Below are 14,130 nucleotides of genomic sequence, written 5' to 3'. Positions count from 1 at the left end.
GAGACAGGACGTCGAGCAAGGGTGACCAGGACAGGGATGTCCTGTTCACCCGTGCCCCCGAGCACGACTCCCGGGCCGGGCACCTGCCGCGCCTCCGGCGCGGCAGGCCACCCGTGCGGCACCATGGCTTTGGTTCCTTTGGCCGTAACCAAAGGAACCCGCGCCGGTCGAGCGGTATCACTCGATAGCGCCGAGGTCCCAAAGCGCGGAACCCGAGAGCACGAACGGGTCAACTAGGGATGCTCACCGACCGCGGAAGGGGACAGTATACTGATTTCCCGCGCGGCAACCGGTAGCGCACCGATTTCCGGTGTTGTCATCGTTCCGGCTGAGCGAATGGCCGGCAAAAATAAGTATACCGTCCCCTTTTTAGTGGGCGCGACTTCAGGGCGGTTATTCCAGCGACAGAATGAACGTCCAGTGTTCCTCCGCCACCGGCATGATCGATAGCCGGTTCCCCTTCATCAGCAGCTGCATGCCGGCCAGTTCGCCTTCGGCGTGTTCGCGCAGCTCGGCGAGGGGGATGTTGCGCTCGGTGTGACGGACGTAGCGCACGTCGACGAGCTGCCAGCGCGGTTCCTCGGGTTTCGACTTGGCGTCGAAGTACTTGCTGTTCTCGTCGAACTGGGTGGGGTCGGGGTAGGGCGGGGAGGCGATCTCCATGACGCCCACGATGCCCGGCACGGCGCAGTTGGAATGGTAGAAGAAGGCCTGGTCGCCCACCTGCATGCGGTCGCGCATGAAGTTGCGGGCCTGGTAGTTGCGGATGCCGTCCCAGGGCTCGGTCTGCTGGGGACGATCGCGCAGATCGTCGATGGAGAAGGCATCGGGTTCGGACTTCATCAGCCAGTAGGCCATGCGAGGACTCGGTTTCGGGCGGGATTCATTCGGGGAGGCGGCGGATGCCGCGTTCCGTGACCACGGCCGAGATCGGGATGTCCCACTCCGCGTGTGGCAGCCGCTGCGCCTCCTGTGCCGCGAAAGCGTAACCGCAGAGCAGGGGCCGGCGCCCGCGCACCCCGGCGAGCCAGCGGTCGTAGTAGCCGCCGCCCGCGCCGAGGCGCGTGCCGCTGGCGTCGAAGGCCAGCATGGGCAGGAAGACGATGTCGAGCGCACTGCGCGTGCTGCGCGCGCCGCCGACGGGACGGGGGATGCCGTGGGCGCCCCTGCGCACGGGGCCGCCTCGCCAGCGGCGGAAGTGCATGGCGCCGTCGCGGCCGATGACCGGCAGGTAGACCGCGATGCCCCGCGCCAGGAGTGCGCGGCGCAGCGGCAGGGTGGGCATCTCGCTGGCGTGGCCGATGTACAGCGCGACCCGGCGTGCCCGTCTGCGGGCCACCAGTCGCATGGCCGCGCGTGCGGCGAGTTCCGCGCGCTCGCGGCGCTCGGCCGGGGCGAGGGTGCGGCGGGCGCGCCGCGCCTCGGCGCGCGCCCGCTCGCGTGATTCGATGGTGTCTCCCGCCTGTGCCGTCATCCGCCGTTGACCTTGAGACTAGCGTCTCAAGTGGGTGCCTAGCCGGATCATCGGGCTTCCCGCTGCGGGGCGGGCGTGCTCGCCAGAAACGGCATCAGCTCCCTGGGTAGGTAAATAGGCTCAAGGGTTTTGGGGCGAACCACGTACACCGCAGGAGACACCCTCACACGATACAAGAAAGCGGCCGGCCGGAACCATGCGACGGTCGACGGGAATGCGCCGGTTGTCGGGATCGCGGGGTCAGCCGTTGCGGGCCATGGTGCTGTCGATGTCGAGCCGGAGCTGCTTGATGCGCTCGGCGTTGCGCTGACGGGTCTCGGCGTCCTCGCCGTCGCCGCCGGCCAGCAGTTCGCGCGCCAGGTTCAGCGCCGCCATCACCGCGATGCGCTCGGTGCCGAGCGCCTTGCCGCGCTTGCGGATGGCGCTCATGCGCTGATTGAGCATCTCGGCCGAGGCGACCAGCGTCTCGTGCTCGTCCGGCGGGCACGAGACGGTGTACTCCCGTCCCATGATGCGCACGGAGATGGTGATCGACTCTTCAGCCATCGCTTTGCTCCAGCTCGAGGGCCCGAATGCGCGCGACGATGCGCTCGATGCGCTCGCGCAGCTCGTTGTTGGCCTCCAGAAGACGGTCGCGTTCCGCTTCGACGCGGCGCAGCTCGCCCGACGCCTGACGATAGGTGGCGAGCAACTGGTGCACGCGCCGCTCAAGCAGTGTGAGCTCTTCGTCCATCATGGCTGCCGGCGGGACATGGCGCCGAGTATAACGACGCCGACGCCATGCCCGCCAAGGCCCGTCCTACTGCAGCAGCAGGAAGAGCGCGCCGTTGCCGCGCCGGATGTGCAGCAGCAGCTGGCTGCCGCCGCCGGCGATCTCGCTCAGCTCGGGCACCGAGGTCACCTTCTGCCGGTTGGCTGCCATGATGATGTCGCCCGGACGCAGGCCTGCGCCGGCGGCAGGGCTGCCCTGCGCGACCTCGAGCACCTGCACGCCCTCGGCGCGGCCGGCGAGCGGATGATCCTCCTGGATCGGCCCCAGGCGCGCGCCCTCGAGCTTGGGATGGAGCGCGTCGCCGCCGGCCTCGCTGGCCTCGTCGTCGCCGATCTCCACGGTCACGCGGCGTTCCTTGCCGTCGCGCAGCACCTTGAGCTTGACCCGGTCGCCGACGCGCTTGAGGCCGATGTGGTTGCGCAGCTTCAGCATGTCGTCGATGCGCGCGCCGTCGGCCTCGATGATGATGTCCTCGGCCTTCAGGCCGGCTTCCTCGGCGGGCGAGTCCTCCATGACCTTGGTGATCACCACGCCACCGTCGACCTCGCGGTCGAAGGCCTTGGCGAGCTCGTCGGTCAGCGTCTGCCCGACGATGCCGATCTTGCCGCGCTGCACGTCGCCGTGCTCGACCAGCTGGTCCATGACCGTGCGCGCCAGATTGGTCGGAATGGCGAATCCGATGCCGATGTTGCCGCCGGTCCGCGACAGGATCTGGCTGTTGATGCCGACCAGTTCACCATCGAGGTTGATCAGTGCGCCGCCCGAGTTGCCGGGATTGATGGCGGCGTCGGTCTGGATGAAGTTCTGGTAGCCCTCGGTGCCCGTCATGCGGCCGAGCGCGCTGACGATGCCGGAGGTCACGGTCTGACCGAGACCGAAGGGATTGCCGATGGCGAGCACGAAGTCGCCCACCTGCAGCGCGTCCGAATCGGCCATGGGCAGCGCCGGGAGGCCGCTGGCGTCGATGCGCAGCACGGCGATGTCGGTTTCCGGGTCGCTGCCCACCAGCTCGGCCTCGATGTCGCGGCCGCTGGACAGGTTGACCACGATCTCCTCGGCCTGCGCGATGACGTGGTGATTGGTCAGTACCAGCCCTTCCTTGTTGTCGATGATGACGCCGGAACCGACGGGCTGGGACTGCCGTTCGCGCGGCTGCTGCTCGTCGGGCAGGCCGAAGAAGCGGCGGAAGAAGGGGTCCTGCAGCAGCGGATTCTCCATGCTCTGCCGCGCGGTGATCTTGATGTTGACCACCGATGGCAGGACTTCCTTGAGCATCGGGGCCAGGGTCGGCTTGTCCGCCGACAGCAGGGGAGTCGCGCGCGCGCTGGGCACGCTGAGGCCGACCAGCATCAGGGCGATGCCGATCAGCGCGGCGAGGCGGACGACGTGGGAGGCGGAGGCTCGGGAGCTTCGCATCTGGAACCTTTGGTCTGGATTACATGGAGGAAGGCCGTCGCCGGGTGGCGAGGGCACGGGATACAAGACCGTTGCGACGGGCATTCGGTTCGGTTGCCGTGCGATGGCGGCAGTGCCGCGTCGCCGCGCAGGGTACCGGCCGTGGGTCACGCGCGCAGCAGCGCCGCTTCCCGCACGCGCTGCACTGCCATGCTGACGCGCTCCGCGAGCCGCTGCATCAGCGGACGCGGCTGACGCAGGCGCACGCCGAACAGATCGTGGGTCTCCATGCGCTGCATGAGATAGTCGTCGCTGGTCATCAGCTCGTCGACCAGCTTGAGCTCGGCCGCGCGTGTGCCGAACCAGTGCTCGCCGTTGGCCACGGTATCCACATCGAGCTGCGGCCGGTGATCGCGGATGAAGTCCTTGAACAGCGTGTGGGTATCCTCGAGCTCTTCCAGCGCCTTGCTCCGGGCGGCATCGCTGTTCTCGCCGAACAGCGTCAGCGTGCGCTTGTGCTCGCCCGCGGTGAGCAGCTCGAAGTCGATCTCCTTGCGCTTGAGCAGGCGGTGGAAGTTGGGCATCTGCATGACCACGCCGATCGAGCCGATGACCGCGAACGGTGCCGCCACAATGCGGTCGGCGACGCAGGCCATCATGTAGCCGCCACTGGCTGCGACCTTGTCGACCGTCACGGTCAGGCGGATGCCGCGCTTGCCGATGCGGGCGAGCTGCGACGCCGCCAGCCCGTAGCCGTGCACCATGCCGCCCGGGCTCTCCAGCCGCAGCACGATCTCGTCGCCGCTGCCCGCCACCAGCAGCAGCGCGCTGATCTCCTCGCGCAGCGCCGAAACCGCGGACGCGCGGAGATCGCCCTCGAAATCCAGCACGAAGGCGCGCGGACGCTCCTTCTGGCCCCCCGGGGCCTTGTCCTCGTCCTTGCGTTTGCGCTTGAGTGTCTTGCGCAGCGCCTTGCGTTGCGCCGGCGACGCCGTCTCGAGGCGGATCCGCTCGGCGCGCTCGCGCAGCTGCTCGTGCAGCGCGCGGATCTCGAGCGGAGCGGGCTGATCGTCGCCGCGACTCCGGGCGCCACGCGCTACCAGAGTAACAATCGCGCCGACCAGCGCGAGAATGAGCACAAGCTTCAGCGCGAAGGCGCCAACATCGGCAAGGATCGACATCAGGATTCCGGAAATAAGTGAAGGGCTTGCGCGCGGGACCTGAGCCACCGCCTTACTACCAGCTGAACGGGTTCGGTACTGCTGGCAATAGCGCTCCTGTTATAGTAAAACGTGCAGAGCGCTCGCAGAGTCGGGCGCTTTCAAATTCAGAAGGCCGAAGTCGCCACACACAGGGAGCGTACCGATCGTGAGCAGAAAACTCGCAGTTTTACTCGGCGGGGCAGCGCTGATCGCCAGCCAGGTAGTGGCTGCGCAGGAAGGCGGGAATGTCAAGGCATTTACGTCCCTGTCATACCAGTACACCTTCGACAGCAACGACCGGCCGAACGATGCCGGCAACGGCCTGCACGTGTCCGGTGGCTACTTCTTCACCGACAACCTCGCGGCCGAGCTCGCCGTCGACTACTCGACGTTCTCGAGCGACGACCAGGCCCCCGACCGTGACGCCCGCAGCCTGAACCTCAAGCTCGGCGGTCTGTACGCCTTCCAGCGCGGCGGCACGGTCGAGCCCTACATCGGCCTCGGCGGCGGCCTCGCCAACAACCAGCTCGATCCGCCCGACGAGAACCGCCGTCGTGCCTTCGGCGAGGTCACGCTGGGTCTTCTGAGCTATCCGTCGATCAACTTCGGTCTGCGCGGCGAAGTCGCCTACCGCTACACCGACGGCGCGCCCGCCAAGCAGGTCGGCACCGCCGAGGATTCGGTCAGCGAGGCCATCCTGCGCGTCGGCGTGCTGTTCCCGCTGGTGCGCAGCGTTCCGGTGGTCGCCACCGCGGCGCCCGAGCCCAAGAAGGTCGCCGACTCCGATGGCGACGGCGTTCCGGACAACCTCGACGAGTGCCCCGGCACCGCCGCCGGTGTTCGCGTCAACGCGCGTGGCTGCCCGATCGATTCCGACGCCGACGGCGTGCCGGATCACATCGACGAGTGCCCCGGCACGGCTGCCGGTGTGCAGGTCGACGAGCGCGGCTGCCCGGTCGATGTCGCCATCGATCGCAAGTTCGAGGACGTGAACTTCGCCTTCGACAAGTCGAACCTCACCGACTACGCCCGCAGCACGCTCGACCGCACCGCCGCCGAGATCCGGCAGCTGATCGCGGAAGACGCCAACCTGCAGGTGACGGTCGAGGGCCACACCGACAGCGTCGGCTCCACGGCCTACAACCAGGCTCTGGGTGTTCGTCGCGCCGGCACGGTCCGTGACTACCTCGTCAAGCAGGGTGTCGATGCTGCTCGCATCGAGACCAGCAGCGGCGGCGAGAAGGAGCCGATCGCCAGCAACGAGACCGACAAGGGTCGCCTGCTCAACCGTCGCGCGGAGATCCGCGCCCGCAGCGGCGAGTAGGCACCCGGGATGCCGTCCCGCTTCGGCGGGACGCTCATCCGCAGCATTCGACCCCCGCGGTGTTCGCGCCGCGGGGGTTTTTTGTGGCGCCCTGTTTTTTCGGCGCACCGCCGCGGGCGGCATGGCGCCTGCGGCCGTGGCGTTCCGGTGGGCAGCCGTCTCGATGATGCGGCGACGCGCGATCGGCACCGAGACGTGCCGGCGAAGGCCGGCGGACGCGCGACGCGTGTCAGCGCGCGGCCTTGAAGGCCGAGGGCGCTCTACATGGCGGGGGCGGTGACCCGGCGTTGTGACGTGGCGGCGCGGTCGTCAGTGCGCTACAGCACCGCCGCGCGTCGCGCGATCAGTTCCGGATCGATGGCGTCCGGCATCCAGCCGTCGAGCTGGCGGCGCGCGAGTGTCGTGATGGCCTCGACGTGGGCATCGTCGGCATTGAGTGCGGGGATGTAGCGCAGGGCTTCGCCGCCCGCGGCGCGGAACCGATCGCCGTACTGCATGGCCATCTCCTCCAGGGTTTCGAGGCAGTCGGACGCGAACCCGGGGCAGATGGCATCGAGCCGGCGCACGCCGGCGGCGGCGAGCGCGTCGATACGCTCGTCGGTGTAGGGCTGCAGCCACGGCGCCTTGCCGAAACGCGACTGGAAGGTGACGCTGCAGGTGCTGTCGTCCAGGTCCAGTGCTTCGGCCAGAAGTCGCGCGGTCTTGTGGCACAGGCAGTGGTAGGGGTCGCCGGCATCGAAGTAGCGCTGCGGTATGCCGTGAAAGCTCATCAGCAGATGCTCGCCGCGCCCGTGCGCATCCCAGTGCCTGCGCACCGATTCCGCGAGCGCCGCGATATAGCCGGGGTCGTCGTGGTAGCTGTGCACGCTGCGCAGCTCCGGCATCCAGCGCTCGCCGGACAGGTTATCGAACACGGCATCCATGACCGAGGCCGTGGTCGTCGCCGAGTACTGCGGATACAGCGGAATCACCACCAGCCGGCGCACGCCGCGCTCGCGCGCATCGGCCAGCGCCGAGGCGATCGACGGCGAGCCATAGCGCATCGCCGGGAATACCGGGATGGCGGGTTCCCCGTTGCCGCCGGACAGCCCCGCCTCGACACCGGCGGCCAGCGCGCGGGTATGCACCAGCAGGGGGGCGCCGTTCTCGTACCAGATGCTGGCGTAGGCGTGCGCCAGCCGTCGCGGACGGAAGGGCAGGATGAAGCCGTGCAGGATCGGCCACCAGATGGCGCGCGGAATCTCGATGACGCGCGGGTCGGACAGGAACTCGCCGAGATAGCGCCGGATTGCCGCGGGCGTCGGCGCGTCGGGGGTGCCGAGGTTGACCAGCAGCACGCCCACCCTCGGCTGGGTGACGTGCGCGGCTACCGGATCGTGGTGCATTCGGGTGGCGTCTCGCGTCTGTTTCGTCCGTGCCGTCAGCCTTCGCTGCGCAGCTCGCGGAAGTACTGGCGCTGTGTCGCAAGCGCCTTGTGCGCGAGCAGGATCATCACCGGCAGATTAATGATCAGCATGAAGCCGATGGCGACCGTGCTGAGCGTGTCCAACTGCGCGTCGGTACGCACGATGCCGGCGGTGGCCACGACGATCAGCGCGCACCAGAGCATGCGGAAACCGGTCACCACCCGGGTGCTGCCGCGCGACAGATAGACGACGCCCTGCTCGGCGTAGTAGCTCCAGGTGATCATGGTCGACAGCGCGAACAGCCAGACGGCGATGGTGACCATCCAGCGACCCAGACCCGGCGCGGCGGAGTCGAAGGCAGCGGCGGTCAGCGCGGCTGCCGGCAGGTCCAGGTAGATCGCCCCGTCACGCGCCTGCGGGGCGCGGTCGCCGGTCGTGTCCTGCCAGTTCAGCGTGCCGCCTTCGCCGACCTCGGCGTAGACGCGCTGCAGCTCGCCGCTGGCGTCGCGCGCCACGATGAAGACCGAATCGCCGGCTTCGATGCCGTCGATGTCGGGCAGTGCCGCGGCGTCGGGCGCCCAGGTGCCGGAAGCGGTGCGCTCGAAGGTCGGTGCGGCGTCGAGGGTGGTCGCCGCATCGCGATCCCAGATGCCGCTCGACAGGATCACCATGGCCGTGATCGTGCAGACCACCAGTGTGTCGATGAAGGGTTCCAGTCCCGCGACGACCCCCTCGCTCGCCGGCTTGCGGGTGCGTACCGCCGCGTGCGCGATGGGGGCGGAGCCCATGCCGGCCTCGGAGGAGAACAGCGCGCGCCGCATGCCGAACAGGAAGGCGGTGCCCACCGCGGCGCCGGTGAAGGCACCGCTGGCTTCGGCCGGCGAGAACGCCGATGTCACGATCAGGTTCAGCAGTCGGGGCAGTTCTCCCACGTTGGCGAACAGCACGCCCAGCCCGCAGACGATGTAGATCAGGCACATGAAGGGTACCAGCGCCGCGGCCGCGTGACCGATGCGCCGGATGCCGCCGATGATCACCAGACCGACCAGGACCGCCAGCACGATGCCCGATATCCACGACGGCACGCCGAAGTAGCTGCGCGCCAGTTCGGCCGCGTTCCAGGCCTGGAACATGTTGCCGCCGGTGAGGCCGAAGACGATCAGCGCCACCGCGAAGAAGGCCCCGACCATGGCGCCGATGCCCGCCAGCCGGGGCGACAGCGCGCGCAGGCCGTCGCGGCAGACATACATGGTGCCGCCGTGTGGATTGTTCGGGTCACTGGTGTCGCGATAGATCATCGCCAGCGTGACCTCGACGGTCTTGATGGCCATGCCCACCACGCCGACCATCCACATCCAGAAGACGGCGCCCGGGCCACCCAGTGCCACCGCGATGGCCACGCCGCCGATGTTGCCCAGGCCGACCGTGGCCGACAGTGCCGCCGCCAGCGCCTGGAAGTGGCTGAGCACGCCCTTGCCGTCCTCGGCCAGGTCGTGACGCCCCGAGACCAGTCCGAAGCCGTGTGTCAGCGACCGGTACTGCGAGAAGCCGGAGAAGATGGTGAAGGCCACGCCGGCGACCAGCAGGGCCACCAGCACCGGCACCGACAGCAATACCGCGTTGATGGCCCCGAGGACCGCAAGAAATTCGTTCATACCCGTCCCCCCGTTCGGGTCAGATCACGCCCGTGCTCTGAAGCAAGATCAGCACCAGAGCGGGCGGTGCGATGAAGCGCAGGATCAGCAGCCAGGCGCGCGACCACCAGGGGTCGGCGCCGGGCGTGTCGGCGAGCTCGACCAGGGCGCGGTGGCCCCAGAACCAGCCCACGAAGATGGATGTCAGCAGTGCGCCGACCGGCAGCATGACGCCGGTGGCCGCGAAATCCATGGTGTCGAAGAAGGTGCGTCCGAACAGCGTCAGATCGGCGGCTCCCATCGACAGCGACGACGGCACACCGAGCGCGAAGCACAGCAGCGCGCAGGCCCACACCGTCCTCGGTCGCGACCAGCCGCGCTCGTCGGTGAGCCAGCTGATCGCCGGCTCGAGGATCGACAGTGCCGAGGTCAGCGCGGCCACCGCCAGCAGCAGGAAGAACGCCGGCGCGATCAGCGTGCCGCCGGGCATCGCCGCGAAGGCCGCCGGTAGCGTGATGAAGGTCAGTCCCGCTCCGGCGGACGGGCTGAAGCCGAAGGCGAAGACCACCGGCATGATGACCAGTCCGGCGAGCATTGCGGCGAGCACATCCAGGGAGATGATGGCCCCGCTGGCGACGCCCAGTCGGTCGTGCCGGCCCAGGTAGGAGCCGTAGGTGATCATCGTGCCCATGCCCAGCGACAGCGAGAAGAACGCCTGTGCCAGCGCGGCGGAGAAAGTGGCACCCGACACCTTCGAGAAGTCGGGCTGCAGCAGGAATGCGACACCGGCGCCGCCACCGGGCAGGGTCAGCGCCCTTACAGCCAGCGCGATCAGGAGCAGGAACAGCAATGGCATGAGCACCTTGTTGGCGCGCTCGATGCCGCGGCCGATGCCGCCGGCCACCGTGACCGCCACCAGCACCATGAACACCGCCGCATAGCCCAGCGGCGCCCAGGTGCCACCGACGAAGGCGCCGAACTGGCTCTCCAGCACCGCCGGATCGGTGCTGCTCACCGCGCCGGTGGCCGAGAAGCCGACGTAGGCCAGCGTCCAGCCGGCCACGACGATGTAGAACGACAGGATGACGAAGCCGGTGATCACGCCGAGCAGCCCGGCCAGCGCCCACACCGGCCCGCCCAGCTGCTTGAAGGCGCCCACCGGATTGCGCTGCGTGACGCGGCCGAGCACGATCTCGGCCAGCAGCACGGATACCCCGAACACCGCGATGATCCCGAGGTAGATCAGCAGGAAGGCGCCGCCGCCGTTCTCGCCGGCGGTGTACGGAAAGCGCCAGATATTGCCGAGGCCTACGGCGGAACCCGCCGCGGCCATGACGAAGCCCAGCCGGCTGCCCCAGTGCTCCCTAGTCGTCATGACCGCAGCATAGCCCGCCGCCGGGCGTGCGCGCAGCGTCGCCGGCTACTTCTCGACGATCGCGACCACGCCCATGCCGCCCGCGGCGCAGATCGAGATCAGGCCGCGGCCGCGGCCGGCCTCGTTGAGGATCTTGGACAGCGTGCCCAGGATGCGGCCGCCGGTGGCAGCGAACGGATGCCCCAGCGCCACCGAGCCGCCCTTGACGTTGAGCTTGCTGCGATCGATGGCGCCGAGCGGCTTGGACAGGCCCAGCTTGTCCTTGCAGAAGCGCTTGTCCTCCCAGGCCTTGAGCGTGCACAGCACCTGGGCGGCGAAGGCCTCGTGGATCTCGTAGTAGTCGAAGTCCTGCAGATCGATGCCGGCGCGGGCCAGCATGCGCGGCACCGCGTAGGCCGGCGCCATCAGCAGGCCCTCTGCGCCCGAGGCGAAGTCCACCGCAGCGGTCTCCGAGAAGGTCATGAAGGCCTGCGGCTCGATCTTGTGGCGGGCCGCCCAGTCCTCGGAGCCGAGCAGGACGGCCGACGCGCCGTCGGTCAGCGGTGTCGAGTTGGCGGCGGTGAGCGTGCCGTTCTCGCGGTCGAACACCGGCTTGAGCGACGCCAGCTTCTCCAGCGTGCTGTCGGCGCGCAGATTGTTGTCGCGCTTGATGCCCGAGAAGGGCGACACCAGATCATCGTAGAACCCGGCGTCGTACGCCGCGGCGGCCTTCTGGTGCGACTCGAGGGCGAGCTGGTCCTGATCCTCGCGCGAGATCTTCCAGTGCTTGGCCATGAGCTCGCAGTGCTCGCCCATGCTCTTGCCCGTGCGCGGCTCGCCGTTGGTCGGGATGGCCGGAGCCAGCATCGACGGCCGGAAGCGCGCCAGCGCCTTCAGGCGGTCGCCGTTGGTCTTGGCGCGATTGAGCTCCAGCAGGATCTGGCGGAGCTTGTCGTTGACCTCGATGGGCGCGTCCGAGGCGGTGTCCACGCCACCCGCGATGCCGGCCTCGATCTGGCCCAGCGCGACCTTGTTGCCCACCAGGATGGCGGTCTCCAGGCCGGTGCCGCAGGCCTGCTGGACATCGTAGGCGGGCGTGTCGGGGGAGAGCGTCGTCGAGAGCAGCGACTCGCGCGTGAGATTGAAGTCGCGCGAATGCTTCAGTACCGCGCCTGCCGCGGCCTCGCCGAGGCGCTCGCCGGCGATGCCGGTGCGGTCGACCAGCCCCTGCATGGCGGTGGTCAGCATGTCCTTGTTCGAACGCTTGGCGTAGGCCGTGTTGGAGCGGCAGAACGGGATGCGGTTGCTGCCGAGCACGGCGACGCGTCGGATCTCAGTCATGGGACTCTGGCGGATTGATGTGTGGGCGCGAGTCTACCGCGCTGCAACATTCCGCGTCGCCGACAAATTTTTTCCCGCCGGGCTCTTGAAAGTGTCCGCGCGCCCCCCAAGATTGGCAGCCATCACGGGGGAGTGCTAACAAACTTGCTGGCGCGATCCCACTGTGAGCGCTCGTAGAAAACAGGGATTTACTTGGTATATCAAGGAGATTGAAATGAAGCTGCGTCCTTTGCATGACCGCGTTGTGGTGAAGCGCCTCGAGGAAGAGCGCACCACCCCGGGTGGCATTGTCATCCCCGACTCCGCCGCCGAGAAGCCGATCAAGGGGGAAGTCGTCGCCGTGGGACCGGGCAAGCGCTCGGACGACGGCACTGTTCACGCTCCCGACGTCAAGGTCGGCGACAAGGTGCTCTTCGGCAAGTACTCGGGCACGGAAGTCAAGCACGAAGGCGACGAGCTGGTCGTGATGCGCGAGGACGACATCATGGCCGTCCTCGAGGGCTGATCTCCCGCTTACTTACCTGAAACCGAACACAATCAAGAGGTAATGCAATGTCTGCCAAGGAAGTGAAGTTTGCCGACGACGCACGCAACCGCATGGCCGAGGGCGTCAACGTTCTCGCCAATGCCGTGCGCGTCACCCTGGGCCCCAAGGGCCGCAACGTGGTCCTCGACAAGTCCTTCGGTGCCCCCACCGTCACCAAGGACGGCGTCTCGGTCGCCAAGGAAATCGAACTGAAGGACAAGTTCGAGAACATGGGCGCGCAGCTGGTCAAGGAAGTCGCCAGCAAGACCAGCGACGAGGCCGGTGACGGCACCACCACCGCCACCGTGCTGTCCCAGGCCATCTTCAACGAGGGTCTGAAGTCGGTCGCCGCCGGCGTCGACCCGATGGACATCAAGCGCGGCATCGACAAGGCCGTCGAGGCCCTGACCGGCGAGATCAAGAAGCTCTCCACGCCGTGCCGTGACCGCAAGGCCATCGCGCAGGTCGGCACCGTGTCCGCCAACAGCGATCAGGCCGTCGGCGAGATCATCGCCGAGGCCATGGACAAGGTCGGCAAGGAAGGCGTGATCACCGTCGAGGAAGGCTCGGGCCTGGAGAACGAGCTCGAGGTGGTCGAGGGCATGCAGTTCGACCGCGGCTACCTGTCGCCGTACTTCATCACCAACACCCAGTCGCAGCAGGTCGAGCACGACAACCCCTACATCCTCATCACCGAGAAGAAGATCAGCAACATCCGCGATCTGCTGCCGGTGCTCGAGAATGTCGCCAAGCAGAGCCGCCCGCTGATCATCGTCTCAGAGGATGTCGAGGGCGAGGCGCTGGCCACCCTGGTGGTCAACAACATGCGCGGCATCATCAAGGTCGCCGCCGTGAAGGCGCCGGGCTTCGGCGACCGTCGCAAGGAAATGCTCAAGGACATCGCCATCCTCACCGACGGCACCGTCATCTCCGACGACGTCGGCATGTCGCTCGAGAAGGTCACCCTGGACGATCTCGGCACCGCCAAGAAGGTGCAGATCAACAAGGAAGACACCACCATCATCGACGGCTCGGGCAAGGCCGACGCCATCGAGGCCCGTGTCAAGGAACTCCGTGCCCAGCGCGAGGATTCCAGCTCCGACTACGACCGCGAGAAGCTTGACGAGCGTATCGCCAAGCTCTCCGGCGGCGTTGCCGTGATCAAGGTCGGCGCGGCCACCGAGGTCGAGATGAAGGAGAAGAAGGCGCGCGTCGAGGACGCCCTCCACGCCACCCGTGCGGCGGTCGAGGAAGGCATCGTGCCCGGCGGCGGCGTCGCGCTGGTGCGCGCCTCCAAGGTGCTCGACGGCCTCAAGGGTGCCACCGAGGATCAGTCCGTCGGCATCAGCATCCTCAAGCGTGCCGTGCAGGAGCCGCTGCGCCTGATCGTGGGCAATGCGGGCGACGAGCCGGCGGTGGTGATGAACGCGGTCCTCGCCAACGACGGTGCCTACGGCTACAACGCCGCCACCGGCGAGTACGGCGACATGCTCGAGATGGGCATCATCGACCCGGCCAAGGTCACCCGCCTGGCGCTGCAGAACGCGGCCTCGGTGTCGTCGCTGCTGCTGACCACCGAAGCCATGATCGCCGATGCGCCGAAGCAGGAAGGCGGCGGCGGTGGCGGTGCCGACATGGGCGACATGGGCGGCATGGGCGGCATGATGTAAGTCCGATCCGTCCGGATCACCGCGGTATCAAC

The 14,130-nt window shown here is 68.0% G+C and carries 13 protein-coding genes and 1 other RNA gene; 3 read left to right on the top strand and 11 right to left on the bottom strand.

The window, feature by feature from the left end; genetic code table 11:
* Positions 1–393 precede the first annotated feature (393 nt).
* From KAH28_RS09525 to sohB, 7 genes are all read right to left on the bottom strand, one after another.
* Positions 394–858, bottom strand: a complete 465-nt coding sequence (locus KAH28_RS09525) for an EVE domain-containing protein (RefSeq protein ID WP_290576017.1) — start codon at positions 856–858, stop codon at positions 394–396.
* 25 nt (positions 859–883) lie between these two features.
* Positions 884–1,450: a 5-formyltetrahydrofolate cyclo-ligase gene (locus KAH28_RS09520; RefSeq protein ID WP_290576019.1), complete on the bottom strand. Its 567-nt coding sequence runs from the start codon at positions 1,448–1,450 to the stop codon at positions 884–886.
* A 1-nt stretch (position 1,451) separates the two neighbouring features.
* Positions 1,452–1,634: non-coding RNA, 6S RNA (ssrS, locus tag KAH28_RS09515), on the bottom strand.
* Positions 1,635–1,714: 80 nt separating this feature from the next.
* Positions 1,715–2,020: a cell division protein ZapA gene (locus KAH28_RS09510; RefSeq protein WP_290576015.1), complete on the bottom strand. Its 306-nt coding sequence runs from the start codon at positions 2,018–2,020 to the stop codon at positions 1,715–1,717.
* On the bottom strand, positions 2,013–2,210 hold the full coding sequence (locus tag KAH28_RS09505) for a hypothetical protein (RefSeq protein WP_290576013.1): 198 nt from the start codon (positions 2,208–2,210) through the stop codon (positions 2,013–2,015). Before KAH28_RS09505 ends, KAH28_RS09510 begins: the two co-directional genes overlap by 8 nt.
* Before the next feature lie 63 nt (positions 2,211–2,273).
* A complete protein-coding gene (locus tag KAH28_RS09500; RefSeq protein ID WP_290576011.1) occupies positions 2,274–3,662 on the bottom strand; it encodes a DegQ family serine endoprotease in 1,389 nt (462 codons plus the stop codon).
* Positions 3,663–3,808: 146 nt separating this feature from the next.
* Entirely contained in the window at positions 3,809–4,822 is a 1,014-nt protein-coding gene (gene sohB, locus KAH28_RS09495; RefSeq protein WP_290576009.1) for a protease SohB, read from the bottom strand.
* Between the two features lie 187 nt (positions 4,823–5,009).
* Between sohB and KAH28_RS09490 the strand changes: the two genes are divergently transcribed.
* On the top strand, positions 5,010–6,167 hold the full coding sequence (locus tag KAH28_RS09490) for an OmpA family protein (protein ID WP_290576007.1): 1,158 nt from the start codon (positions 5,010–5,012) through the stop codon (positions 6,165–6,167).
* A 317-nt stretch (positions 6,168–6,484) separates the two neighbouring features.
* Here KAH28_RS09490 and hemH read toward each other — a convergent pair whose 3' ends face one another.
* Genes hemH through KAH28_RS09470 form a run of 4 tightly spaced genes read right to left on the bottom strand, consistent with a single transcriptional unit; the run spans position 6,485 to position 11,902 of the window.
* Positions 6,485–7,552 carry a ferrochelatase gene (gene hemH / locus KAH28_RS09485; RefSeq protein ID WP_290576005.1) on the bottom strand — a complete coding sequence of 356 codons (1,068 nt, stop codon included), beginning with the start codon at positions 7,550–7,552 and terminating at the stop codon, positions 6,485–6,487.
* Positions 7,553–7,587: 35 nt separating this feature from the next.
* Positions 7,588–9,228, bottom strand: a complete 1,641-nt coding sequence (locus KAH28_RS09480; RefSeq protein WP_290576003.1) for a sodium:alanine symporter family protein — start codon at positions 9,226–9,228, stop codon at positions 7,588–7,590.
* A gap of 19 nt (positions 9,229–9,247) precedes the next feature.
* Positions 9,248–10,582: a sodium-dependent transporter gene (locus tag KAH28_RS09475; RefSeq protein ID WP_290576001.1), complete on the bottom strand. Its 1,335-nt coding sequence runs from the start codon at positions 10,580–10,582 to the stop codon at positions 9,248–9,250.
* A gap of 45 nt (positions 10,583–10,627) precedes the next feature.
* Positions 10,628–11,902, bottom strand: coding sequence for an acetyl-CoA C-acetyltransferase (locus KAH28_RS09470; protein ID WP_290575998.1), 1,275 nt, complete (start codon positions 11,900–11,902; stop codon positions 10,628–10,630).
* 214 nt (positions 11,903–12,116) lie between these two features.
* Between KAH28_RS09470 and groES the strand changes: the two genes are divergently transcribed.
* Together groES and groL are read left to right on the top strand one after the other, a co-directional pair.
* Positions 12,117–12,407, top strand: coding sequence for a co-chaperone GroES (gene groES / locus KAH28_RS09465; protein WP_290575996.1), 291 nt, complete (start codon positions 12,117–12,119; stop codon positions 12,405–12,407).
* Positions 12,408–12,454: 47 nt separating this feature from the next.
* On the top strand, positions 12,455–14,098 hold the full coding sequence (gene groL / locus KAH28_RS09460; protein ID WP_290575994.1) for a chaperonin GroEL: 1,644 nt from the start codon (positions 12,455–12,457) through the stop codon (positions 14,096–14,098).
* The last annotated feature ends 32 nt before the right edge of the window (positions 14,099–14,130 follow it).

The organism is Algiphilus sp. (assembly GCF_023145115.1).
GTDB lineage: Bacteria > Pseudomonadota > Gammaproteobacteria > Nevskiales > Nevskiaceae > Algiphilus.
This window is presented reverse-complemented; position numbering and strand designations above follow the sequence as displayed.

Excerpts from the sequence above, each read along its gene's own strand:
- KAH28_RS09525 (WP_290576017.1), bottom strand. The coding sequence starts at position 858 with ATGGCCTACTGGCTGATGAAGTCCGAACCCGATGCCTTCTCCATCGAC.
- KAH28_RS09510 (WP_290576015.1), bottom strand. The coding sequence starts at position 2,020 with ATGGCTGAAGAGTCGATCACCATCTCCGTGCGCATCATGGGACGGGAG.
- KAH28_RS09505 (WP_290576013.1), bottom strand. The coding sequence starts at position 2,210 with ATGATGGACGAAGAGCTCACACTGCTTGAGCGGCGCGTGCACCAGTTG.
- KAH28_RS09500 (WP_290576011.1), bottom strand. The coding sequence starts at position 3,662 with ATGCGAAGCTCCCGAGCCTCCGCCTCCCACGTCGTCCGCCTCGCCGCG.
- sohB (WP_290576009.1), bottom strand. The coding sequence starts at position 4,822 with ATGTCGATCCTTGCCGATGTTGGCGCCTTCGCGCTGAAGCTTGTGCTC.
- hemH (WP_290576005.1), bottom strand. The coding sequence starts at position 7,552 with ATGCACCACGATCCGGTAGCCGCGCACGTCACCCAGCCGAGGGTGGGC.
- KAH28_RS09480 (WP_290576003.1), bottom strand. The coding sequence starts at position 9,228 with ATGAACGAATTTCTTGCGGTCCTCGGGGCCATCAACGCGGTATTGCTG.
- KAH28_RS09475 (WP_290576001.1), bottom strand. The coding sequence starts at position 10,582 with ATGACGACTAGGGAGCACTGGGGCAGCCGGCTGGGCTTCGTCATGGCC.
- KAH28_RS09470 (WP_290575998.1), bottom strand. The coding sequence starts at position 11,902 with ATGACTGAGATCCGACGCGTCGCCGTGCTCGGCAGCAACCGCATCCCG.
- groES (WP_290575996.1), top strand. The coding sequence starts at position 12,117 with ATGAAGCTGCGTCCTTTGCATGACCGCGTTGTGGTGAAGCGCCTCGAG.
- groL (WP_290575994.1), top strand. The coding sequence starts at position 12,455 with ATGTCTGCCAAGGAAGTGAAGTTTGCCGACGACGCACGCAACCGCATG.